The sequence below is a fragment of the Aurantivibrio plasticivorans genome (assembly GCF_055392955.1).
Map to the genome: position 1 here is coordinate 2,965,312 of NZ_AP036020.1, position 24,794 is coordinate 2,990,105.

General features: G+C 46.7%; 20 protein-coding genes. 7 read left to right on the top strand and 13 right to left on the bottom strand.

The annotated features are described in order from the left end of the window. Positions 1-35 precede the first annotated feature (35 nt). The 8 genes from ACZ5NB_RS13335 to ACZ5NB_RS13370 form a co-directional block, all read right to left on the bottom strand. Positions 36-821, bottom strand: a complete 786-nt coding sequence (locus tag ACZ5NB_RS13335) for an SDR family oxidoreductase (protein WP_460234421.1) — start codon at positions 819-821, stop codon at positions 36-38. 72 nt (positions 822-893) lie between these two features. Continuing rightward, positions 894-2,075 carry an acetyl-CoA C-acyltransferase gene (locus tag ACZ5NB_RS13340; protein ID WP_460234422.1) on the bottom strand — a complete coding sequence of 394 codons (1,182 nt, stop codon included), beginning with the start codon at positions 2,073-2,075 and terminating at the stop codon, positions 894-896. Between the two features lie 37 nt (positions 2,076-2,112). After that, a complete protein-coding gene (locus tag ACZ5NB_RS13345; protein ID WP_460234423.1) occupies positions 2,113-2,571 on the bottom strand; it encodes a MaoC family dehydratase in 459 nt (152 codons plus the stop codon). A gap of 35 nt (positions 2,572-2,606) precedes the next feature. Continuing rightward, the gene (locus ACZ5NB_RS13350) at positions 2,607-3,593 is read right to left on the bottom strand and encodes an NADPH:quinone oxidoreductase family protein (RefSeq protein ID WP_460234425.1); all 987 of its coding nucleotides are present in this window, start codon (positions 3,591-3,593) and stop codon (positions 2,607-2,609) included. 11 nt (positions 3,594-3,604) lie between these two features. Further along, a complete protein-coding gene (locus ACZ5NB_RS13355) occupies positions 3,605-5,395 on the bottom strand; it encodes an acyl-CoA dehydrogenase (protein ID WP_460234426.1) in 1,791 nt (596 codons plus the stop codon). A 27-nt stretch (positions 5,396-5,422) separates the two neighbouring features. Beyond that, the gene (locus tag ACZ5NB_RS13360) at positions 5,423-6,193 is read right to left on the bottom strand and encodes an SDR family oxidoreductase (RefSeq protein ID WP_460234427.1); all 771 of its coding nucleotides are present in this window, start codon (positions 6,191-6,193) and stop codon (positions 5,423-5,425) included. A gap of 56 nt (positions 6,194-6,249) precedes the next feature. Continuing rightward, positions 6,250-7,329, bottom strand: coding sequence for a phosphotransferase family protein (locus ACZ5NB_RS13365; RefSeq protein WP_460234428.1), 1,080 nt, complete (start codon positions 7,327-7,329; stop codon positions 6,250-6,252). Positions 7,330-7,515: 186 nt separating this feature from the next. After that, on the bottom strand, positions 7,516-8,202 hold the full coding sequence (locus tag ACZ5NB_RS13370) for a histidine phosphatase family protein (protein WP_460234430.1): 687 nt from the start codon (positions 8,200-8,202) through the stop codon (positions 7,516-7,518). A gap of 329 nt (positions 8,203-8,531) precedes the next feature. Between ACZ5NB_RS13370 and ACZ5NB_RS13375 the strand changes: the two genes are divergently transcribed. The 4 genes from ACZ5NB_RS13375 to ACZ5NB_RS13390 all read left to right on the top strand — a co-directional run bounded on the left by ACZ5NB_RS13375 (position 8,532) and on the right by ACZ5NB_RS13390 (position 13,293). Continuing rightward, positions 8,532-9,467, top strand: coding sequence for a LysR family transcriptional regulator (locus ACZ5NB_RS13375; RefSeq protein ID WP_460234431.1), 936 nt, complete (start codon positions 8,532-8,534; stop codon positions 9,465-9,467). A gap of 102 nt (positions 9,468-9,569) precedes the next feature. Next, complete coding sequence (locus ACZ5NB_RS13380) at positions 9,570-10,616, top strand: alcohol dehydrogenase (protein WP_460234433.1); 1,047 nt, start codon at positions 9,570-9,572, stop codon at positions 10,614-10,616. A 453-nt stretch (positions 10,617-11,069) separates the two neighbouring features. Then, positions 11,070-12,029 (top strand): DegV family protein, encoded by a 960-nt coding sequence (locus ACZ5NB_RS13385; RefSeq protein ID WP_460234434.1) that lies wholly within the window; start codon positions 11,070-11,072, stop codon positions 12,027-12,029. Between the two features lie 328 nt (positions 12,030-12,357). Next, positions 12,358-13,293 (top strand): DegV family protein, encoded by a 936-nt coding sequence (locus tag ACZ5NB_RS13390; protein WP_460234435.1) that lies wholly within the window; start codon positions 12,358-12,360, stop codon positions 13,291-13,293. Positions 13,294-13,342: 49 nt separating this feature from the next. Here ACZ5NB_RS13390 and ACZ5NB_RS13395 read toward each other — a convergent pair whose 3' ends face one another. Further along, a complete protein-coding gene (locus ACZ5NB_RS13395; protein WP_460234436.1) occupies positions 13,343-15,448 on the bottom strand; it encodes a 3-hydroxyacyl-CoA dehydrogenase NAD-binding domain-containing protein in 2,106 nt (701 codons plus the stop codon). 210 nt (positions 15,449-15,658) lie between these two features. After that, positions 15,659-17,557, bottom strand: a complete 1,899-nt coding sequence (locus tag ACZ5NB_RS13400; RefSeq protein WP_460234437.1) for an acyl-CoA synthetase — start codon at positions 17,555-17,557, stop codon at positions 15,659-15,661. A gap of 429 nt (positions 17,558-17,986) precedes the next feature. Here ACZ5NB_RS13400 and ACZ5NB_RS13405 point away from each other — a divergent pair, with 429 nt between their 5' ends. The 3 genes from ACZ5NB_RS13405 to ACZ5NB_RS13415 are packed head-to-tail and all read left to right on the top strand — an operon-like array spanning position 17,987 to position 21,545. Then, positions 17,987-19,138 carry an acyl-CoA dehydrogenase family protein gene (locus ACZ5NB_RS13405; RefSeq protein WP_460234438.1) on the top strand — a complete coding sequence of 384 codons (1,152 nt, stop codon included), beginning with the start codon at positions 17,987-17,989 and terminating at the stop codon, positions 19,136-19,138. Positions 19,139-19,166: 28 nt separating this feature from the next. Next, positions 19,167-20,366 carry an acyl-CoA dehydrogenase family protein gene (locus ACZ5NB_RS13410; RefSeq protein WP_464107557.1) on the top strand — a complete coding sequence of 400 codons (1,200 nt, stop codon included), beginning with the start codon at positions 19,167-19,169 and terminating at the stop codon, positions 20,364-20,366. Positions 20,367-20,417: 51 nt separating this feature from the next. Next, positions 20,418-21,545: an acyl-CoA dehydrogenase family protein gene (locus ACZ5NB_RS13415; protein ID WP_460234440.1), complete on the top strand. Its 1,128-nt coding sequence runs from the start codon at positions 20,418-20,420 to the stop codon at positions 21,543-21,545. Positions 21,546-21,618: 73 nt separating this feature from the next. On the opposite strand, the gene ACZ5NB_RS13420 is transcribed toward ACZ5NB_RS13415, so the two are convergent. The 3 genes from ACZ5NB_RS13420 to ACZ5NB_RS13430 form a co-directional block, all read right to left on the bottom strand. After that, positions 21,619-22,434, bottom strand: a complete 816-nt coding sequence (locus tag ACZ5NB_RS13420) for an IclR family transcriptional regulator (protein ID WP_460234441.1) — start codon at positions 22,432-22,434, stop codon at positions 21,619-21,621. Between the two features lie 75 nt (positions 22,435-22,509). Next, complete coding sequence (locus ACZ5NB_RS13425) at positions 22,510-23,844, bottom strand: hypothetical protein (protein ID WP_460234443.1); 1,335 nt, start codon at positions 23,842-23,844, stop codon at positions 22,510-22,512. Positions 23,845-24,014: 170 nt separating this feature from the next. Then, positions 24,015-24,368, bottom strand: coding sequence for a hypothetical protein (locus ACZ5NB_RS13430; protein ID WP_460234444.1), 354 nt, complete (start codon positions 24,366-24,368; stop codon positions 24,015-24,017). Positions 24,369-24,794: the final 426 nt, after the last annotated feature.

Here is a 24,794-nt window from a genome sequence, read left to right on the forward strand (position 1 = left end):
CGAATGCGACCTTATTCGACAATCTATGGAACAAGCTAGGATTTCTTCAGTTCGTTTGGCAGCCCAAAACGTTCCTGAAGTTTTTGCATACCACCAATCCAACGCTGGTAATCGTTGGCCTTGTTTTGGAAATATTTTTCCACTTCGGGGTGCGGCAACACCATGAAGCGTTCAGCCTCTAGTGCCTCGATAACCGTCTGCGCTACTGCGTCGGGCTTGAGCATTCCATCAAGACCAGCCACGCCGCCATTGCTCTGCGCCGTCATCTTTGACTCAACGGCTTGAGGGCACAACGCAGACACTTTAATGCCCTGCCCACCATGAGTGACCTGCAACCATTCAGCGACACCGAGCGCCGCATGTTTGGTGGCTGAGTAGGTAGCGGAGCCCACCTGAGTTAACAAACCCGCAGCGGAAGCAGTAATAAGGAAATAACCCTCACCACGTTCAATCATCTTAGGTAACGCATGGCGTGCAGCGTACACATGCGCCATCACATTAACCGCCCACATTTTTTCCCACACTTCGTTCGGCGTTTCAAAACCACCTTTCGCCAGGATGCCCGCGTTGCCACAGAACAAGTCAATATGACCAAACTGTTGCTCAGCCGTATCGATTAAATTTTTGATATCCGATTCTTTACTGACATCACATAAGCACGCAGTCGCGCCAATTTCTTCGGCAAAGGCATTAAGCTCATCAGCATTAATATCCGCGATAACAATATTGGCCGCACCTTCTTCTTTAAAGCGCTGAACCAAGCCCTTACCGATGCCACTTGCACCACCGGTAACAACCACTGTTTTTCCTGCAATTTTCATCGTGAATTACCCTAATTATTTAGCAGATACAAAAACGGAGGCCTATGCCTCCGTTTTGCGAGACGCTTGTTCTTATAGAACTTCAAACAAGCCTGCAGCGCCCATACCGCCGCCAACACACATGGTGATAACAACGTATTTAACACCGCGACGCTTACCTTCGATTAGCGCGTGACCAACCATGCGAGCACCACTCATGCCGTATGGGTGACCAATAGAGATTGCGCCACCGTTTACGTTGAGGTTTTCTTGAGGAATTCCCAACTTGTCACGACAGTAAAGCACTTGAACGGCAAACGCTTCATTCAATTCCCAAAGACCGATATCGTCCATGGTCAAACCATTGGCTTTCAACAATTTAGGCACAGCGAAAACAGGACCGATACCCATTTCGTCTGGCTCAGTACCAGCAACTGCCATACCGCGGTATACACCTAATGGCTCAATGTTACGTTGTTCAGCCAATTTTGCGTCCATCAATACAGAAGCTGATGCACCATCAGACAACTGGCTCGCGTTACCCGCAGTGATCACACCGTTGTCGCGAACTGGGTTCAAGCTTTGAAGACCTTCAAGCGTAGTTGAAGGACGGTTACCTTCGTCTTTCGCCAAGGTTACTTCTTTGTAAGAAACTTCTTTAGTTTCTTTGTTGAACAACATTTGGTTGGCAGTAACAGGAATGATTTCGTCATCGAACTTGCCTGCTTCTTGAGCAGCCGCCGTACGACGCTGGCTTTCTAAAGAATACTCGTCTTGCACTTCACGGCTAACACCGTAGCGCTTAGCAACCACTTCTGCAGTATCTAGCATTGGCATAAATACTTCAGGCTTGATCGCCATGATTTGTGGATCGTCTGCACGCTTGCGGAACATTTCTTCGGTTTGAACCAAAGAGATAGATTCCATACCGCCACCGATCGCAACAGGCATACCATCAACAATGATTTGTTTTGCTGCAGTCGCAATGGCCATCAAACCAGACGAACACTGGCGATCCATTGTTTGCGCAGATACAGTCACTGGCAAACCACCATTTAACGCAACACGACGACCAACGTTGCCAGACTGACAACCTTGCTGTAGCGCAGCGCCCCAGCAAACGTCTTGTACTTCACCTGGATCGATACCAGCACGCTTAACCGCTTCACGGACAGCATGGCCACCCAAAATGGCAGCTTCAGTGTTGTTAAAAGCACCGCGATAGGCTTTACCGATCGGGGTACGCGCTGTCGATACAATGACGGCTTCTTTCATAGTTAATTCCTCTTAGTGAATTCCAAATAGTTAATCTTTATAGAACAGCCATACCCAGTGATTCTGCAATCATGGCAGGCTTTTCTTCGCCCTCTATTTCCACCGTCACTTCGTGACTTAATAAAAATTGGCCGGGGCGTTTTTCTTCTGCACTTAAAAACTTATAACGCGCGCGAATAGATTTACCCACTCGCACAGGCGTTAAAAAGCGCACCTTGTTTAATCCGTAGTTAATACGCACTTTTGTACCTTCAATACCTAAGGCACAACCTTGCTCTCCAAAATGCGGCAATAAAGACAACGTTAAAAAACCGTGTGCGATAGGGCCACCAAATTGAGTATCTTTTGCTCTTTCTGGATCAACATGGATAAATTGATGATCCTCAGTCACATCAGCAAACTTATTGACGCGGTCTTGAGTGATCTCAACCCAGCCAGACACACCAACTTCTTTACCAACGTAATCTTGGATTTGATCTTTATTTACTGCTGGCACGGCATTACCTCTTTTTTTGAAAAGAATGTACTTCGTTACGCGCTTGGCGCAGTTGTAACAACCACTTTGCCTTTCGCTTGGCGATTGGCCAATACCTTCAATGCATCAGCAGCCTTCTCAAGAGGAAAGACTTCAGATACGTGGGGCCTTACTTTGCCATCCAAAAACATTTGGATAAGCTCGCGATTATTTTGCTGCGAATCTTCTGGTTGTTTGCGGGTAAAGGTTCCCCAGAAAACACCAACAACCGAACAACCTTTTAACAAGGTTAGATTCACTGGCAACTTAGGAATATAGCCACCGGCAAAACCGATCACCAATACACGGCCATTCCAACCGGTTGCACGAACCGCAGGTTCAAAAAGGTCTGCACCCACAGGATCATAAACAACATCCACACCTTTACCGCCAGTTAACTCTTTGACGGCGTCTTTTAAATCGACTTCAGTGTAATTAATTAATTCGTCTGCACCGTGATCTTTTGCGATCGCTAATTTCTCTGCGGTACTCGCAGCAGCGATCACTTTTGCACCCATGGCTTTACCAAGCTCTACTGCAGCTAAGCCAACCCCACCGGCTGCACCTAATACCAACAAGGTTTCACCTGGCTGAATATCAGCGCGCTGTTTTAAAGCGTGATACGAAGTGCCGTAAGTTAAGATAAAAGCTGACGCCGTTTCGTAACTCATTTCATCAGGAATAGGGATCACTCGATCCGCGTCAATGGCGATTTCTTCCGCAAAGCCGCCCCAACCACACATGGCGATAACGCGCTGACCGACTTCGACATCTTTTACATCGCCAGCGACCTTAATAACTTCGCCAGCAATTTCGCCACCAGGACTAAAAGGTAAATCGGGCTTGTGTTGATATTTACCTTCAATAATTAAGGTATCGGGGAAGTTAACACCACAAGCGCCAACTTTAACCAACACTTGCCCCGCTTTCACTTCAGGTGACGCAACCTCTTCAACCACTAATGAATCAGGCGGCCCCAATTCCTTACATAATACTGCACGCATTTAAAGTCTCCTTAGAAGCTCGCATCACTCATTGTTAGACAGGTGTCATCTAGCTCTTTGAGCAAATCTAAATCTGGATAGATCGATGGCAATTCGTATTTAAAAAAGTAACGACAAGCCGCTAATTTACCGGCGTAAAAATCTTTATCACTACCTGTCGCATTGGCAGAGCCCGCTTTAGCGGCAATACCTTGCTTCAACCACAACCACGAGACAGTCATGTGACCAAACGCACGAAGATAGATTGTGGCATTCGCTGTAGCCAATCGAACATTTTTCTTTGACTCACCCAACAAGAAATCGGTCGTACTAATGACAGCATCAAGTGCTTTAGCCAGAGCAGAACCGTATTCTTCTAGACCCTCAGCTTGAGCCTCTTCAATTGTTGCTCGCAATTCGTTTTGGAACAGCTTAAAGGCATAGCCGCCGTTCATGCGAACTTTACGACCGAGGATATCCATACCCTGAATACCATTGGTTCCTTCATGAATAGGATTTAAACGGTTATCGCGATAGAGACGCTCAACAGGATAGTCACGGGTATAACCAGCACCACCCAACACTTGGATCGCAATTTCATTCGCCTTTAAACAAAAATCAGAAGGCCACGCCTTAACGATTGGCGTCAAGAAATCCATTAACTGCTCACGATCTGCTTTTTTCTCTGGATCGCCAGTACGAATATCATCAACCAATTTACCGCAATACAAACCAAGCGACAGGCCGCCTTCAACATAGGCTTTCTGCTGTAACAACATACGCTTAACGTCAGCATGCTCAATGATATTCACTTGAGGAGATTCTGGATCTTTACAATCGGGTAGACGACCTTGTGGACGATCTTTGGCGTACTCCAATGAGTGCAGATAGCCGGCATAGCCCAACATCACCGCACCCATACCAACACCGATGCGCGCTTCATTCATCATGTGGAACATGCAACGCAAACCTTCGTGTTCCGGACCCATTAGGTAACCAACACAAGGTTCTTTTTCACCGAAGTTCAATAAAGTATTAGTAGTACCACGGTATCCCATCTTGTGGTTTAAACCAACGAGGTCTACACCGTTGCGCTCGTGACAGTTACCTTCATCATCGGTGCGGTATTTAGGCACAACAAATAATGAAATACCTTTAACGCCAGAAGGACCACCAGGGATTTTCGCCAACACCATGTGAACAATATTTTCAGAGATGCTTTGCTCACCCCCAGAGATCCACATCTTGGTCCCGTACAAACGGTATGTGCCGTCTTCTTGCGGCTCAGCACGGGTGCGAATATCCGCTAGATTAGAACCAGCATGCGGCTCTGACAAACACATAGTGCCGTAGAAACGACCGCTACGCATATGCGGCAAAAAGCGATTCTTCACTTCGTCGCTACCAAATGTTTCTAACATGTTCGCAGCAGAGTTGGTCAAACCTAAGTAAGCCAATGCTGGAATATTTGCCGAACAAAAAATCGCGCGCACCGCTTGAATAACAGTTAGCGGCAACTGCATACCACCTTGTTCGTAATCCAAACCTGCCGCCATGAAGCCGGCTTCAATATAAGCTTCGTGCGCTTCTTTCAATTCAGGAATTAGCTTAACTTCATTGCCATCGAAATCAGGTTCTTCTTCATCGAGCTTTGCTGCAATTGGCGCAAATTTATCCTCAGCAATTTGTTCTGCGAGATCAATAACTGCATTAAATGCAGAACGGTCGTGATCGGCAAACTTCTCACGCTCACACAAACCCTCAACGTCGAGAAACTCATAAAGCATGAAATCGAGATCACGGCGATTAATAATGGTGGACATAACAACTCTCCGAGTGTGAACGAAAAATTAGGCGATTAGACTACCGCCATCAACAACCAAACATTCACCCGTTGTATAGGATGATGCGTCAGATACGAGGTATAACGCAGCGCCCGCCATTTCGTCTGGCTGCGCAGCGCGACGCAGAGGAAGAGCATTTTGGACGCGATCCAGCATTTTCTCATTACTGGTCAATGCAGAGGCAAATTTTGTATCAGTCAAACCGGGTAATAACGCATTGCAGCGAATACCTAGAGGCCCGCACTCTTTCGCAAAGGTCAGGGTCATATTGATAACCGCCGCCTTAGTGATTGAGTAAATACCTTGCGCCATACCGGGTTTCACGCCGTTAATAGACGCCGTATTCAATATTACACCGCCGCCCTGCTCTTTCATCATTTTGCCGGCTTCGATAGACATGAAGAAGTATCCCCGAATATTGACATCAACTGTCTTCTGAAAAGCGCCGAGATCAGTATCCAGGACGTGACCGAAGTATGGGTTTGCTGCAGCGTTGTTCACCAAAATATCGAGTTTGCCGTACTGCTCTTTAATCGCAGCAAACGTGCTAGTAATTTGATCCATATCGCCAATATGGCAAGCCATGGCCTGGGCTTTACCGCCAGCGGCATTAATTTTGTCCGCAACCACTTGGCAGCCGTCGATTTTACGGCTTGTCACAATTACTTGAGCTCCGTAGTCGGCCAAAGTCGTCGCAATGGATTCGCCAATACCACGACTCGCGCCTGTCACTAATGCAACTTTACCGGTCAAATCGAACAAATCTTTAGCTGGCATAAATAACCTCTTCTCAAATCCTAAAATTAGTTGGCCTGAATGATGAAAATTAAAAGTTACAGGTCAGATTCATTAATCACTTTTTCACACATTTCGTGCAGACTGTAGACCTTGTCTTTTAAGCGCGCGAAACGAGGGTCTTTGGTTAGCCCTTCGTAGTAGCGCTTATAAATTTGCTGACCGATACCGGCGAGACGGAACAAGCCAAAGCAGAAATAGAAATCGAATTGCTCAACAGAAATATTGAGGTTGTGACTGACACGCTGAACAATCTCGTCACGAGTTGGCGCACCAGGGTGTGTAGTGGGCATGGTCACAAACTTATGAAAATGTTCGGGATCGTTGCGATCTACCCAATAGCCGAGAGTTGAGCCAAGATCCATCAGCGGATCACCCAATGTAGCCATTTCCCAGTCCAACACGCCGATCATTTTCATCGGGTCATCCAACGACCAAATGACGTTATCCATTTTGTAGTCGTTATGGATAATGCCTACTTTTGACGACTCCGCGGGCATCTTATCGTGCAGCCATTGAATGGTGCGCTCAAAGGTTGGGATCTCATCGGGTGTGATCGCGGCCGTATAACGTTTTGACCACCCCTCAACTTGACGAGTGACATAACCTGCGGGGCGGCCTAATTCTGCCAAGCCAGCCGCTTCGTAATCAACATTGTGCAACTCACTCAGCACATCTACCCAATTGAAAAATTGTTGACGCACCTGTTCATTACTAAGCTCTAAACCTGCTGGGTAGTCCTTGCGTACAATGATACCTTCGAGGTAATCCATCATGTAAAAGTCGCAGCCTAATACATCGTGATCTTCACAGAAGATTTCAGGGCGAGGCGCATAAGGAAATACCGAGTTGAGCTTGCTCAATACACGGTATTCACGGCCCATATCATGAGCACCCTTTACCTTGCTGCCAAACGGTGGGCGGCGTAAAACCCAACGCCGGTCACCAAAGGTAATTAAATACGTCAGATTAGAAAAACCGGATGGGAATTGCTTGATGGAGAGTTCTCCGGAGAGACCTGCAATATTGGCAGAAAGGTAATCTTTAAGCTTTTGAATATCCAGCTCTTCGCCTTCGCGAATCTCAGCTGGTTTGTCGACGAGTTGCGATTGTTCCACAGTCGTTTATCCCATTAGTGATGTTAGCAATTCTGGGGTTGAAACCCCGTGTCAATTTTCTCGATGCGCGCTATCGATAACCGCACACCAAGCGCCGGGGGTGCATTTCAGGGGCGGCAAGTGTACACCATTCGAAGAATAAGCCCCAGTATTGGCGGGTGTCTGCCGGGTCACGCCTTGTCGCCATCAGCGATAGGTGATTTTATCGGTATAACCTGCCCGCTCCAGATGCGGAATCGCGTTAAAAACAGACAATGAACTTCTATTCCCACTGAACTGAATACGGGTAATAGACGAATTAAACACCATCCAATTGAGATTGATGGCTTGCTCATCCGATAACCCAAGCACCATTTGCACGGCCATGGCAATAACGCCCCCAGACGTTGAAACCACCACACGACGCCCCTTGGCGTTTGCTGTCATAATCTCTCTCAGGGCACCAGAGGTCCGCGCCTTGAAGTCCGCAAAAGGCTCGATGTCATCACCTTCCAATTCATTTCTCACCCAACAGAGGCAGGCGGCCTCCAACAAACGCTGGAAGAATTTGCGATCCTTCATGCTGCCGTTGAGATCAAAACCCTCTTTTTTCGCACGCTGCTCGCGATACGCAGCCAGCACCCCATGCGATGAATACTCATTTAGCCCCTCTAGGATGACAGGCTTTGGCGAGTCTACCCTTGATGCAAGGTTTTCAGCCGTCTCGAGCTGTCTGCGTAAGCTGCCGGAGTAGATACCATTGAAAGCCTGGTCAATGCTCGACCAATATTCAGCCAGAATCCGCGCTTGCTCGTGACCCGTATCACTCAACTGATCATAATTGTCCGAATCAAACGACGCTTGGCCGTGCCGAACAATAAAAAGCTCACTCATGAAATCTCTCTTTTTACACTCTTATCCGCTACCTATAAACGCAGCGAACCGGACACAATTTCTCATGCCCGGTTCTGCGGAAGCAGCTTGCTCACTGCATCTAAGTCTTAGCGACCCTACTATGGGCCTGGTTCGCATGAAGGCGCTATTCTAATCAGCTTCGCGGGTCTACGCGACAGGGTTAGTTTTGTGTGATTAGCGACGCTCCACTATTGTTTTATAGTAACGCCATAGTACAATAAATAGAATTGATTTAGCTTTATCTCGCAATATAAATCATAGTTATTTAATTTTATCACTTCTCGCATATCTAACTGCAGGTAGTCCCCGTGGATCTCAATAAAGTCGACCTCAATTTATTCGTTGTGCTTGATTCAATATATACAGAATCGAGCCTGAGTGGCGCAGCAAAGCGCCTCTATGTCACGCAGCCTGCGGTAAGCGCCGCACTTTCTCGTTTACGGGATGTGTTTGACGACCCTCTATTCACTCGCTCCGGACGGCGCATGGTTGCCACACCAACAACTGAAGCCATTATCGGGCAAGTTCGCGATGCGCTCGACTTAATGCGCACCAGCATCGACAACAGTTATCAGTTCATTCCTGCGAAAGAGCAGAAGCGAATCCGCCTAAGCATGAACGATCTGTCCGAGAGCATTATATTACCAGCCTTATATAAGGTGCTTGAGCGCGAAGCCCCAAATATGAAGCTTCAAGTAGAACAGCTCAACCGACGCGATGCATTAAAAATGCTATCGGCAGGACAACTCGACTTAGTACTCGATGCCCCTGTATTGACCAACGACCAACTAGGCCACGAACCCCTTCTTGAAGGCAAGTACGTCTGTGTTGTGAGAGAGGGCCACCCAGCGACTACACACCCCCTTACACTAGAAGAATACGTCGACCTACCACACATACATGTCTCGAGCCGGCGGAGTGGATCGGGCTATGTCGATTACGCACTTGAAAAGCTGAGCCTGAAACGCCGTGTTGTGGTTCGCACCCAGCACTACCTCATGGTTCAAAAGCTTGTCTGTGACACAGACCTTTGCGCGACGATTCCTTCCTACGCCGCCAACATTCCCGGAACGACTACCATTGAGTTACCGGTAGAATTAGAACCCCAAGGGCACCACATATACTGGCATCGTAGCCGAGATTCAGACCCCGCAATTCAATGGGTAAAGAACCAGATCTTAAAGCTAAAAGATTTACCAGAGGACCCTTTAGGTATAAAGGATGAAATAGGCGAACCCCTATAGCAGCCTAATTGACATTTAACACGAGCGCCGTAAAATGCTCGACACCTGACGCATTGGGATCTTCTTGATGCACTCCCTTATTATCTAAACCGAGGCCGAAGTATGAAAAGCCAAGCCATTATCAAACCGGGTGAACCCCTTCAAGAGATCGAAACTGAAACACCGCAACCGAAAGGCAAAGAAGTCTTAATTGCCACTCAAAACTGCGGCGTATGTCATTCAGATTTGCATATCCACGATGGCTACTTTGATCTGGGCGGCGGTAACAAACTACCCGTTGCAGCAGCTTCTAGCGGAGACTTCGTTCTTGGTCATGAAGTACAAGGTAAAGCAATTGCCGCAGGGCCAGACGCTACAACCGTAGAAATTGGTAAGGAATACGCTGTTTACCCATGGATCGGCTGCGGTAGCTGCGGAATCTGTGAATCAGGTCAAGAGCACTTGTGTACTCGCCCACGCGGCATTGGCACATCGGTTGCTGGTGGCTACGCTGACCACGTTTTAGTCCCAGACGACAAATACCTCATTGAAATTGGCGATCTCGATGGCGCACTGGCTGCGTGTTATATGTGTTCAGGGATTACCGCATACAGCGCAATCCGCAAGCTGGAAGATGTGATGGCCGGTGGCCCGATCATGATTCTTGGCCTCGGCGGTGTTGGTATGATGGGGCTTCAGATTGCACTAGCAATGTATGACGAACAGCCAATTGTGGCCGATATCGACGAGAAAAAACTGGAGTATGCGCGCAGCCTAGGCATCAAACACGCTTACAACCTGAGCGAGCCAGACGCTTGGAAACAAATCAAGAAAGATACGGGAGGTCTTGCCGGAGTTGTTGATTTTGTGGGCTCTGAAAAGACTGTTAACCCGACGGTTAACATCATGCGCCAAGGTGGAAAAATTGTTGTTGTCGGCCTAATGGGCGGCGCATTAGCCGTACCCATTCCAATGCTCGCATGGAAGGCCGTATCGATCTGCGGCAGCTACGTTGGCAGCTTACAAGATGCGAAAGACGTTATCGCTCTTGCTCAGTCTGGCAAACTCAATCCAATCCAAATTGAGCATCGCCCGCTTAACCAAGTTAACGACGTTTTAGATAGTATGCGTCGCGGTGAGATCATGGGCCGTATAGTCCTGAACCCATAACACCTACAATGATACAAGCGCCAAAACCCGCTCACTGAGCGGGTTTTTTATTTTCTGGATCGTTCAATTTTCTTCTTTATCAAAGATTCCATTACGTTTTGACATAAATAGTTTCAACCTAAAATAATTAGTTGCTCCTTTTTTAAATATTAAACTGTATTTCCCTCTACTTTCGGCATCACTTCTCACCCATTTTTTGTGAACTCGTTCATCATAGTTTCCCAGCATTTATTCACTCTAACTATGTAAAAAATAAGAATTGCCAGTCAGCATTTTGTTAGAACCATTGAAACCATTTTAACTATTCGCCAACGAAACAACCCCTTACAAATACACGCGCTCAACTGACACGCGCTTATAAATAAATCCTACGGGCTAGACATTAGTTTTGTTTTCGCGCGATCAGCAAAACACTTAGCGCCAAATACCAATAATTAATACAAGAGGTGTTTTATGTCAGCAACACTTTCAAGGAATGTAGAGACTAACAAGGCATGCATAACCATTGATTCCGCATGTGATCTACCAAGATCTTTCATCAATAAACATGCGATACGAGTCCTACCCATTAAGCTCAAGCTTGGCAACACCACCTTTGTCGACACTCGCGACCCGGCGCAAACGATTAAAATGTATAGCAGCCAGCGATTACACCAAAACTATATTGCCGAATCGGAAGCCGCTTCAGTCAGCGAAATATCGAGCATATTTGAAAACGACATTGCACCCCAATATGACAATGTATTAGCGATTACCATCAGTTCAAAGCGGAGCGAAATCTATAAAAATGTAAAAGAATCCGTATTTGTTGGTTGCGATCGATTTAAATCAGCGCGAAAAAAACAAGGCAACTCTTCTCCACTTCGAATACAAGTTGTCGACAGCCAGGCCCTATTTCCGGGGCAAGGACTTTTGGCATACGAAGCAGTACGCTTACTGAAAGCCGGCATACCAGTTCCCAAAATAGCGGCCCATATAGAAAAAGTAAAAAATACAGTTAAGGGTTTTCTGCTCCCAGAGAACCTCTATTACCTCAACAAGCGCGCTAGTATCAAAGGCGACAAGTCAGTCAGCTGGCTAAGTTACAAAATTGGTAGCATGATGGACATCAAACCAATCATTGAAGCTCAGCATGGAGAAACATTTACCAGCGGCAAGGCAAAGGGATTTGAAGACGGACTAAAGCAGATTTTTCAGCGAGCAAACAGCGCAATAGAATCAGGGTTAACGATCAACGCCATTAATATGAGCTATGCAGGTAACCCAAAGGTCATCGAGAACAATCGTGACTATCAAATGTTTATTAATGACGCGAAAGCACGCGGCGTTAAAACACTGCTTTCTGTTATGAGCACTACGGCGGCAGTGAATGTTGGCCCAGGCGCTTTCTCACTGGCATTTGCCGAAAAATAACACTTTGCAACCCAGGCATACAATAAGCCTGGGTTGCTTTATACTAAAAGAAGTATCAGCCTAGAAACAATACTGTAGGTAATTTAAGATTTTAATAACACAAAATTTATAGCAGAGCCAACTAGTTTACTAGTCCATTTTATTAAAGCGGACACTCGCTCCACTCATCCCTCCGAGCATTCCACTCAGCCCTATCGTATAGCCCGTTTTTCGAGCCTACTTCACTATTTCGCCAGCACCACACTAAAAACAATACTGTCAGCTACCCTGATACGCGATGAAGCTGGCTTTTAAATAAAAATAACAACTACCTAGATGGAGCTATTCTATGTCTGCAAGAGCTTGCCTAGCAGTAGATTCTGCCTGCGACCTGCCAACGGCGTTTTTACAAGAACACGCCATTAAAATTTTACCAATCAATCTAAAAATCGGATCTGGCATTTACCGAGATACTCGCGACCCCGCACACACCATCAAGTTGTACAAAAGCAAACAACTTGAAGAAGACTTTTCTGCCGAGTCTGAACCTGCATCGCAGCAAGAAATTTCTAGTTTCATAGAAAGCGAATTAGCTTCAGACTACGATGAAGTGCTGGCATTAACAATTAGCTCACAACGTAGCGGAGTTTATAAAAACATCCGCGAATCAGCTTTTGTAGAGCGCCGACGCCTCAAAGAGGTTCGACAAAAACAAGGCAATACCGTGCCTTTTAAAATTCGCGTTGTAGATAGCGCGGCGCTATTTACAGGCCAGGGCGTATTAGCATTCGAAGTCATTCGACTAATGAAAGAAGGCAAGCTTTCGCATTCTGAAATCGTCAAACACATTGAAAGCTTAAAATCTAAAACACGCGCACTTCTGGTCCCTAACAGCCTCTATTTTTTAAAAAACAGGGCGCGCGCAAAAGGAGATAATAGCGTTAGCTGGCTAAGCTACAAACTTGGCAACATGATGGATATCAAGCCGATCGTTCAAGGTTATAAAGGTATCACTGAGCCGATTGCGAAAGTTCGCGGGTATGATGAAGGCATTAAATTTCTATTTAAGCGTGCAGAAGACGCGATTGATAAGGGTCTTGCGATTCCCGTTGTAGTCATGAGCTACGCAGGAGATCCACGGCAGATCGAAAATCTCGAGATATATCAACAATTCGTCGCAAGGGTTAAAAAGAAAGGTATCACCCCCCTCCTCTCCATCATGAGCACCACAGGTGCCATCAATGTTGGCCCAGGATCATTTTCACTTGCATACGCCGACGACTAAAAAAAACCCGCCGTTCGGCGGGTTTTAATTTTCTATAAGCCAAACTCAATTAGGCGTTTTCTTTTGCCCAATCAGCAAAGCTCTTACCTGACTCAGCCAACTCTTTTAATAGAGGTGCTGGTTCCCAAGTACCGTTTTGAGTGGCTTCGTTGAACTCGCTAATTTTCGCGTAGACTTCTTTCAAGCCAACTTGATCTGCGTAGCACATTGGACCACCTTTCGCGACAGGGAAACCGTATCCATTAAGGTATACAGTGTCGATATCACTTGGGCGCTGTGCAATCCCTTCAGCGAGAATCAACGCACCTTCGTTAACCAAACCGTAGATGCAGCGAGCAACGATTTCGTCGGAAGAAATTTCACGACGCTCTACGCCTAACTCAGCGGCAGTTTTCTCGATAATCTCCAACACTTCAGGATCTTCGATACGTGCGCGTGTTTCAGGGTCATACTTGTAGAAACCTGCACCCGTTTTTTGACCAAGGCGACCAGCTTCCACCAAGGTATCAGCCACTTTAAATGCTTTAGGATCACCTTTTTGCTCGTCGGTTAATGCTTCACGCGCTTTATAACCGATGTCGATACCAGCCAAGTCACCCATAGCGATTGGGCCCATTGCCATACCGAAACCTTCTAACGCGTCATCCACTTGCTTAGGTGTCGCACCTTCGATGATGCACAGTTGTGCTTCACGACCGTAGTTGCGCAACATTCGGTTACCGATGAAGCCGTAGCAAACGCGAGCAAGTACAGGCACTTTGCCGATTTTCTTCGCCAACTTCATCACTGTTGCAACAACGTCATCAGCTGTTTTCTCAGCGCGAACGTTTTCTAACAGCTTCATTACGTTAGCCGGGCTGAAGAAGTGCATACCAACAACATCTTCAGGACGCTTAACGGCAGTCGCGATTTCATCGATGTCTTGGTAAGAGGTGTTAGAAGCAAGGATACAACCAGGCTTGCACACTTCGTCCAACTTCGCGAATACTTGTTTTTTGATTTCGATATTTTCGAATACGGCTTCGATTACCAAATCAACATCGCCCAAGTCGGCGTAATTGGTGGTACCGCTCAACAAGCTCATGCATTGCTCAACTTGTTGCTCAGTCATCTTGCCTTTGCTAGCAGTAATGCTGTAGTTCTTTTTGATGATGCCAAGGCCACGCTCTAGCGCTTCATCGCTGATTTCCAGCATGGTGACTGGAATACCAACGTTCATGAAGTTCATCGCGATACCGCCACCCATGGTGCCGCCACCGATGATCGCCACTTTTTTGATGTCGCGAACTGGCGTGTCTTTAGGTAAATCTTTTACTTTCGCCGCTTCACGCTCTGCGAAGAAAGCGTGGCGCATTGCTGCAGATTGAGGAGAAACAACAAGCTCAGAGAACAGTTCACGCTCTTTTGCCAAACCTTCATCCATTGGCAAATTAACGGCTGCTTCAATACAAGAAACAATGCGATCAGGTGCGATTTGACCACGTGCGCGTTTCGCTAATTTTTTGCGAGCATTCTCGAAGAAGTCAGCAGGAATAGATGCAGGATCGATAGTGATATCACGAACGCGTTTTAGTGGTGCATTTTCTGCAACCAATGATTGTGCGTAAGCAACACCTTCCGCCAATACGTCTTCGCTGTCAGCCACTTTATCAATCAAACCAGAGGCTTGCGCTTTTTTAGCTGCAATAGGACGACCAGAAGTAATCAAATCCAACGCCGCTTCAACGCCCATTAAGCGTGGAGCACGTTGAGTACCACCGGCACCAGGAAGAATACCCAAGTTAACTTCGGGCAAACCTACCTTTGCGCTTGGGATAGCAACACGGTAGTGACAAGCCAATGCCACTTCTAAACCACCGCCTAATGCAGTACCGTGAATCGCCGCGATAACGGGTTTTTGAGAATTCTCAATAGCGTCAAGCACTGAAGGAAGAGAAGGTTCTTTAGGTGGCTTTCCGAATTCAGTAATGTCAGCACCGGCGATGAACGTACGACCTTCACATACAAGAACAACTGCTTTAGAGGCGTCGCTCTGAGCTTGCGCCAAGCCTTCGGTTAACCCTTGACGCAATGCTTGAGAAAGCGCGTTTACCGGTGGGTTATTGATTTTGATGACGCCAATGTCATCTTGCAATTCATAGTTAACGACAGACATAGTTAAACCTATCTTGTTAAATTTACTGGTTAATGAAACAGGCTGCTGATGTTTTCGTTAAAAACGAATGGGATACCCCACGAAAACCACCAACCACTCCCTTAAGTTCTGCGCTGACAACAGCACAATTTACTTGCCACCTAACTCCGTGGTTTTTTTATATTTATTCGTCTCCAAACAGCCCTTGAATGATCCGCTAACACTCGAGTGCTAGCAAAAATCGATCACTACCGGGAATCTTTCTAACACCTCGCGAGCTAAATCGTGCTGCTCGCTTTTATGTAATTTGACCGTCGCCACATGGCCCCTTGCCTGATCGAACTCTGCCGAAACTTCACCGAAAATTCCTTGCTCTTGCATGGCGTTATTTAGCACAAAGCAGATTGAGCGGTTACGTAATTCTGGTTTAAAGAATTTACCCACAACAGTCATTGGCATTTCTTTCACAAACTCAATTCGCTTAGGAATAGCCGCTCGCTCTGCAATCGAGTCTTGGCAATAGGCAAGCAATTCATCTTCTGTCACTCTGCCATTAAATTCTGGCTTGAGTTCCACATAAGCAACCGGTAGTTCGCCTGCATAGGCATCTGGTTGACCAATCGCGACAACTTGCGCGACGGCGGCGTGCTTTAACAGAGGCTCCTCGATTGTGACGGGATCAATATTATGGCCACCGCGGATAATTAAGTCCTTGGCTCGCCCTGTGAGCGTCACAAACCCATCTGAGTCAACATAAGCAACATCGCCAGTATTAAACCAATCCCCGTCTACCCATGCTTTCGCATTGTCTTCTGGGTTGAGATAGCCTTTGAAAATATTCGGACCACGTAAGATAAGCACCCCAGACTGATGAACATCACAGTCGCGAACAACGTTAGTGCCATCTAGTTCGACTATGCGCAACTCACAATACGGAAACCGCGCACCAACACTCCCTTCCGGTGCCGGCGATTCGGGAATTTGACGGGTTCCAAGCGAGCAAGTTTCTGTCATGCCCCAACCATTTGACACTCGGACATCAAATGTATTTTCGAATTCTTTACGCAATTGTTTTGGTAAGGGGGCAGCACCAGAGCCGACGTCTTGTAGGCAAGATAAATCGTTATCGCCTGCGGGAAGCTGCAGCAATGCGGCCAATATCGTCGGCACGGCGGCAAAGGCAACAATGCGATAACGTGCTGCATGATGCCACCACAGTTTGATCACATTAGGATTTCTAAATCCGTCCGGCGTCATTATCAAGATTGAACGACCCGCGAATAATGTGCCGATACCTGCTGCGATCAATCCATAAATATGAAACATCGGCAACGCAGACATAATCGGGAAGCGACCGCGATAACGCACTAAGTCTTCTATAACTTGGCCTGACCACGCAATATTGTGATGTGTAACTTGTGCTATTTTGGGCCGCCCGGTTGTCCCTCCGGTGTGGAAGTAGGCAGCAACATCATCGCCTCTGATTTCCCGATCAAAAATCAAATGATCGGCTGGCTGCTGACCGATGCACTCGTCATAATTAATGACATTTACACCTTTCTTCTCAAATTTAAAATCAATCTGCGTATAGCCAGGCAATTCAACCACAATCAAAGTTTCGATTTGCGGTGCGCCGTCTAACAGTGCCTCCACCCTGGCCCAATGATTAGAGTCACTGTGCGGCGGCGCCATTGTAATTAAAAATTTAGAACCCGCGGTATTAACAATTTCAACAAGGTGCTCAGCATCCAACACGGGGTTGAGGGGAGCTGCCACACCCAACACTTGAGCACCCCAAATCGCATAATGGCTGTGGAGCATGTTGGTCAGCATAATGGCAATGGGGTCACCCACCTGGGCACCCAGATGACTGAGCATGTTGGCAGTTTGAGTTAATTTTGCGAGCAGCTGATTGTAGCTAACGTCGATCGTCGCCTCGTTTTCGGCGCCGGTTGGTAAAAGCTGTAGGGCTAGGTCATCACCGTACCGCGCAGCGGCTTCTTTCATCAAGGCATAGCTGTTGGTGATCGGGAAGCGCTCTTCACAGCTTGCTTCCTGCTCATACGCCAGGACATCTGCTAAGTTGGCAAGTCGGGGCGCGTCAGTATTATTGTCGAGTACTCTTTCCAACTAAGGTCTCTCTTTTTATGTTTATGCTGCCTGTGCGAACCGCACGGCAAGTAAGATGGCGACTGCAAACTTCTAGCCAAATCACTAGGCCGATACTGACCTTGGGTGACATTTGAGTCGCTACGTGTCGGCGGCTATTGATTCGATGCTCGCCAGTCAATCGGGGTGCCGTATGATATAGCAGTTGGCTAATGCGAATCCACCCTAACATAAACACGATTAATCAATGTTATTGATACAAAACAACCAAGATTATTAATAGGGACTATTGAGTCAATTTGTGATACAGGTGTTCCACGATGCGGAATTGTGGCATACTACTCCGCACTTTTCAGTGCGAGCATTGAGGCGTAATCCGCGTTAAAATGCTGCGCCCTAAAATATGACGGATTTACTGTCATTTCACATCACCTAAATTGAGGTTCGGTTATGATCCGTGACCAGGAGTTTCTCAACCAAATCCTGGATACTGTGTCTCGCTTCGTTCGCGACCGGTTAATCCCCCTAGAAGCCCAAGTGGCTGAAGAATATAAAATTCCCGATGATGTCGTTCAGGAAATGAAAGACCTAGGCTTTTTTGGTCTAACTATTCCTGAAGAATACGGCGGCATGGGTTTGACCATGGAAGAAGAAGTGCTGGTAGCCTTCGAACTTGGTAAGACATCTCCCGCTTTCCGCTCTCTTATCGGTACCAACAATGGCATTGGTTCCGCAGCAATCGTGTTTGACGGCACCGAAGAGCAAAAACAGAAATACCTTCCTTTATATGCCTCTGGCGAAACAATTGGCTCATTTTGCTTAACTGAGCCAGATGTAGGTTCAGACTCTGCGGCAGTAAAAACAACCGCGGTACGTGATGGTGACCACTATATCCTGAACGGCACCAAGCGCTATATTACCAATGCCTCCCGCGCTGGAACTTTCACTGTTATGGCGCGCACAAACCCAGAGATCAAAGGCGCTCGCGGCGTATCAGCCTTTTTGGTAGATTCAACTCTACCAGGCATTACTCTCGGCCCAATTGACAAGAAAATGGGCCAAGCGGGCTCGACCACCTCTGACGTCATCTTCGAAGATTGCCGCGTACCAGCCGACGCTTTGATTGGCGGTAAAGAAGGCGAAGGCTTCATTACCGCAATGAAAGTACTCGATCGCGGTCGCTTACACATCTCCGGTGTAGCAACCGGCGCAGCAGAACGATTAATTGACGATGCTCTACAATTTGCTATCGAAAGAAAGCAATTCGGCAAACCGATTGCCGAACACCAACTCATTCAAGCCATGCTTGCAGACTCCAAAGCCGAAGCCTATGCGGCCCGAGCGATGGTGCTGGAAGCCGCTCGGAAACGTGATGAAGGCCACCAAATTAGTACCGAAGCATCTTGCTGCAAGCTGTTCGCTACTGAAATGGTGGGCCGAGTAGCTGACCGCGCCGTACAAATCCACGGTGGCGCAGGCTATATGGCTGAATATGCGGTTGAGCGCTTTTACCGAGATGTGCGCCTATTCCGCTTGTACGAAGGTACTACCCAGATCCAACAAATCGTTATTGCCCGCAACATGATTCGTGATGCGAGTTAATTGAATTTAAAACACTGGAGTAATCATTATGAACGTTGATTTTTCACCAGAAGAGTTGGCATTCCAAGAAGAAGCTCGCCAATTTCTTGAAGAAAAATACCCCAAGCGTATTCAAAACAAAGTGCGCAATGGCATCCACCTAGAAAAAGAAGACTGGGTTGAGTGGCAAAAAATCTTAGCCGAAAAAGGCTGGGCAGCGGTTAACTGGCCAGTAGAGTACGGCGGTACTGGTTGGACCCCTACTCAAAAATACATTTGGGCCAACGAATGTGCGAAAGCAAGCGCTCTCGAAGTCATGGCGTTTGGTATCAAAATGGTTGCTCCTGTTATTTACAGCTTCGGTAACGAAGAGCAAAAGCAGCGCTTCCTTCCAGACATCCTTAACTCAAACGTTTGGTGGTGTCAGGGTTACTCAGAGCCAAACGCTGGTTCTGATTTGGCTTCTCTAAAAACTACTGCTGTACGCGATGGTGATGATTACATCCTCAACGGTACTAAAACCTGGACAACTCTGGGTCACTTCGCTGATTGGATTTTCTGTTTGGTTCGTACCGGTGCACCTGGTGAGAAGAACCAAACCTCGATTAGCTTCATTCTATGTGACATGAAGACCCCTGGTATCACTGTATCTCCAATTATTACGCTCGACGGTCACCGTGAAGTTAACGAAGTTCACTTCGACAACGTTCGCGTACCAGCAGAAAACTTGATCGGTGAAGAAGGTAAAGGCTGGACTTACGCGAAAGTCTTGTTGACTCATGAGCGTACTGATATTGCCCGCGTTGCTAACTCTAAAGTACGTTTAGAAGGCCTGAAGAAGAAAGCGGCAGAAACTAGCAACGGCGGCCCATCTTTGATGGAAGATTCCTCGTTCAAACAAAAAGTGGCTCAATTAGAGATCGATCTTCTTGCACTTGAGTACACCGAGCTCCGCACTCTGTCTGCTGTTTCAACGGGTAAAGCACCTGGACCTGAATCTTCAATTCTGAAAATTAAAGGCTCTGAAATCGCGCAACGCATTGATGAACTCAACGTTGAAGTAGCTGGTTACTACTGCGTTCCATTCGTGAAAGAGCAATTTATGGAAGGCTTCGACGGCGAACCTGTCGGCCCTGGTACCGCAGCCAACTCAGGCCCTGTTTACTTCAATAACCGTAAAGCATCTATCTACGGCGGCAGTAACGAAGTACAGCGCAACATTATTGCTAAAGCGGTGTTGGGCCTTTAAGCCCCCACTTTCATTCAACGCTTTTAATTAAAGAATTCTGGAGAAACGACAATGGATTTTTCCTATAGCGAAGAACAACAAATGCTACGCGATAGCGTTGCTAAATTTGTCAACAATGATTACGACTGGGACACTCGTGTTGCCATCGTTGCAAGTGACGAAGGTTACAGCAAAGACAACTGGAAACTATTCGCCGAGCTAGGTTGGTTGATGGTTCCTTTTACAGAAGAAGACGGCGGTCTTGGCGGCACTGCAGTTGATATCGTTGGCCTAATGGAAGAATTAGGTAAAGGTATCGTAGTTGAGCCAATCGTTCCGACTGTTATCTTAGGTGGCGGCTTGATCGCTGAAGCTGGCAGCGCAGAGCAAAAAGAAGAGTTACTTGCTCAATTGATGGGTGGCGAATTGCAATTAGCGTTCGCATACAACGAACCACAAGCACGTTACAACCTTGCTGACATTACTACTAAAGCTGAAAAGTCTGGTGACAACTACGTCATCAACGGCGCAAAAGCAGCAGTTTTGAATGCGCCAAACGCTGACAAAATCATTGTTGCTGTTCGCACCTCTGGCGACCAACGCGACCAAGATGGCATCAGCTTGTTGTTGGTTGATAAAGATACTGCAGGCCTAAGCATCAACGGTTACGCGACACAAGACGGTGCGCGTGGTGGTGAAGTTAAGTTTGACAACGTAACGGTTCCTGCGGCAAATCTTCTCGGCGAAGAAGGTAAAGCGCTTCCTGTTGTTGAGAAAATCATCGAGCGTGCGACTTTGGCTGTGTGTGCTGAAGCCATGGGTGCGATGGAAATGTCTTACAAGAAAACCGTTGAGTACACTAAAACGCGTAAGCAATTTGGCGTAACTATTTCAGTTTTCCAGGCGCTACAACATCGCATGGCTGAAATGTTCATCGAACATGAGCAAGCTAAGTCAGTTGTTTTAATGGCAGCAATGAAGTCTGATCTTGCTGGCGGCGTTGATAAGAAAGCAATCTCTGCTGCAAAAAGCCGTGTAGGTGCAGCTGCACGTTTGGTTGGCCAAGAGTCAATTCAAATCCACGGTGGTATCGGTGTGACTGAAGAACTAGATGTAGGTCACTACTTCAAGCGTTTGACGACTATTCAGTTCACTTACGGTAGCACTGACTGGCACACTCAACGTTTCGCTGAGCTATAAGCTGCTAAACGCAAGTGTAGTAATAAAAAACGGAGCCAATTGGCTCCGTTTTTTATTTATAACATTTAAATAATTAGTAACGAATTATCGTCGCCTCTATATTCCTCACCATATTCTTTAACTGTGGAGCCACTTCTGTCTTCAAATAATCCACCGACAAGCGATATTTAGGACCGCCACAGTTCAATGTATAGATGTGGCCTTCCCCTAATACCAGCGGCACAGAAATACCATTCACATCCTTATCCCAGTCACCGAATGATGTGCAGTACCCTTTTTCCCGGTAGGATTTAACGGCTTCTTCGACGCCTTCATTCACAGCTGGCCAATCATCACCCACTTTTTTACTGATGTAGTGAATGAAATACGCTCTCTCATCATCGGGCAGTGCCGCCAAATAGGCTCGCCCGATGGAACTAGTTGCCATCGATAAACGATCACCCACTTCTTGGCGAAACGTTTTCACCTTGGTGGGCGCGCAATATTCAATATACAGCATATCTAAGCGATCGCGGCAGGCCAAGCCAACGGCAGTGCCCGTATTCTCTGCGAGCTCCTGCATCAACGGCTTCGCCACTTGGCGAATAGCCAGATTTGAAACGTATGCATAGCCAAGCGCCAACACACCACTACCTAGCTGATACTTTTCGAGTCGCTCTGAATAGGTTAGGTAACCCAATTTAGTCAGTGTATAGGTAAAACGGGACACACTAGACTTTGGTAAACCAGTCCTCTGGGCTATTTCTTGATTCCCTAAAAATCCATCGCCGGGTTGAAAAGCTCTCAACACGTCCAAGCCCCGCGCGAGAGCTTCAATAAATTTTCGGTCAGTCTGTTCGCCTTTTTCTCTCGGCAAACCAAACGGAATCGGTGTATTTGGATCAGGCATATTAGCTCTCGAACTTAAACGAGCAGAAAATAGTAAAAGACCGTCAGTTTACCAAACAATCAAAGATACAAAAAACTAATACTGTAGCGATGACGGAACCTCAGAACTCTCCCACAAAGAATCTGAATCGAGGAGCTCAGAACGCAACACGGACGAGCTAAAATTAGAACGGTCCATGCCTCGAACCTCGATGAGCACCTCTAGCGAAGCACTCGCTGCTTGACCACCTATCCGCTTTTTAAGCTTCTCAGAAAATGAGTCGCTCATGATGATATCCGCAGCTTCGGTTAACCCTGCATCCCTTAGACCGCTCACGCTATAAAGAGATACATCAGAACCAAGCGCGATACGCGAAATCAATCCATAATCCACAAACGCTCGATTCTTTGCAGGTAAGCCCGCGTCACTTACGTAGGACTCACCGCTGTTTTTTTCCAGCAACTCATCATAGTTTTCACCAATGGTAAAGTGCGACGCAGCAAACACAAAGGACCGTAACTTCGCCAGGCCACTGACATAGCCAATATAAATAATATTATTTTCGCGAATATCCGCTACTGAAAGTGTCGACATCATTTTCATGTGGACTGGGCGTCCCAAGGAATGGAGCTGAGGCAGTATTGAATTAAGGGCTAGCGCTCCGCCCTCCGGTACATAAGTAAGATCAAGATCGTAATAGCGGCCAGATAACTCCGGAGCAGCGATAAGCTTAACCTCTAAATCATTGGCTGAATTGACATCAAACTCGCGTACCATTCGAGAAATATTTCCCGCCCGATCCAATTCCCCAAAAATATAGTAGTCGCCCAATACAAGTAAAATCGGAGCATTGCTATCGATAAGGGGCTGCCAAAAAATACTCTCTCGCATGCTGCCTGTATAAGGGAGTGCGTCGCGCTCAATTTTTTCAAAAAACAGATAGCTAATATTCACGCCCAATAAAATCACGATGCAGAGCAGAAGGGGAATGAGTAATTTCGAGTGTCTACGCGGAGGAGAATCTCCGGCAGAAAGACTCAATGGCTTACTATAGGGCGTTGCAACAAGTTGATACTGACCTTTTGGCAGCTTAATAACATAGCCATCATACTGGTCATATTTTTCAAAATAATTGTCGATTTTTTTTCGTAATTGATGGATATAAACGCGAACAGACGAATCTTTTGCGACGTCAAAGTCTGTTGACTTATGAAGAACCTCAATAGCTAGTTCGATTTCCTTCGGAATGTGGCCTCTGCACGCACTATCAACAAAATACTGAAGTAGCTCAACATAAACTTTAGACCTGCCCAACACCCCACTATCAATCACCGCTTGCAACCACAGTCTGACCTGCGATTCAGACAGCGCTAAATTTAGCGGGGCGCCCGAGCTTTCATCTTTCGACGAGGTTTTTTTGTGATCGCGCATAGGAAATCAACAGACCCTATCGAACGATGGGCCACAAATTATTTTCAGGCAATGATACCTATTCCCATGCAATAGATACAGATATAACACCGCTATGGCGAAACACAACACGTGCTTTACCACTACGAACTAAAGGGGTACTTTGGGTAACGGTGGTAGGCGCCTCTTTACTAGCCGGCGACCACCCTGCCTCTGTATATTTTTCGCTTGCGCTCCATAACGGCAGTCGAATCCCCGGTACTGGCTTCCCTCTCCTTATGCTGCACATTACCTCGATAAATATGCACCGATAGTTTGGAGTGAGTCGCAGGTGGAGAATCCAATGCGTCTAGCCAAGCTGGGCCAGCTTGTTCGCATAGTGCTCGAATCAGCGTTTTGAGAATCGTATCACGGGAGTCGCGATAGGCTTCGATTAGCTCAGGGATAAGCTCTGGATTTGCTAACTTAACCGCTGGCTTCAGGTCTGATGGAACCCGTTTACGAATTTCATAAACCAGCTCAATCATTGGTTTAGTAAATTGCATAGGACATTTGCTCTCTAATGGTTTTGTTTTGTAATAATAATTTTCGTAATAAGCCAAGGGGCCATTATGCAAGTATTAAACCACAGGTTTCCGAGAGCATATTGATCAAATTGGTGACAATAAAGGCGATCTTTTCGTGATTCTGATAGAGAATGCCTCATGCCAGTACAGCCATACGCTTAGGCATGGTGCAGACGAACACTATTAGGGCATTACTGGCGCAGAATTTTACTTTTACGACTATGATAATTAGCGACACTAGAAAACAAAAAAAGCGGCTTTAAAGCCGCTAAACGAGTAGATCTAAGTGAAACGCAATCCAAAACGCTGAGAACTACTCCTAGTTCTACAACTAAGCCAGGGGAAGCTTCAGAATCATTACACCAACTGCAAACCTACACGATAAAAATTTAAATGAAACACACG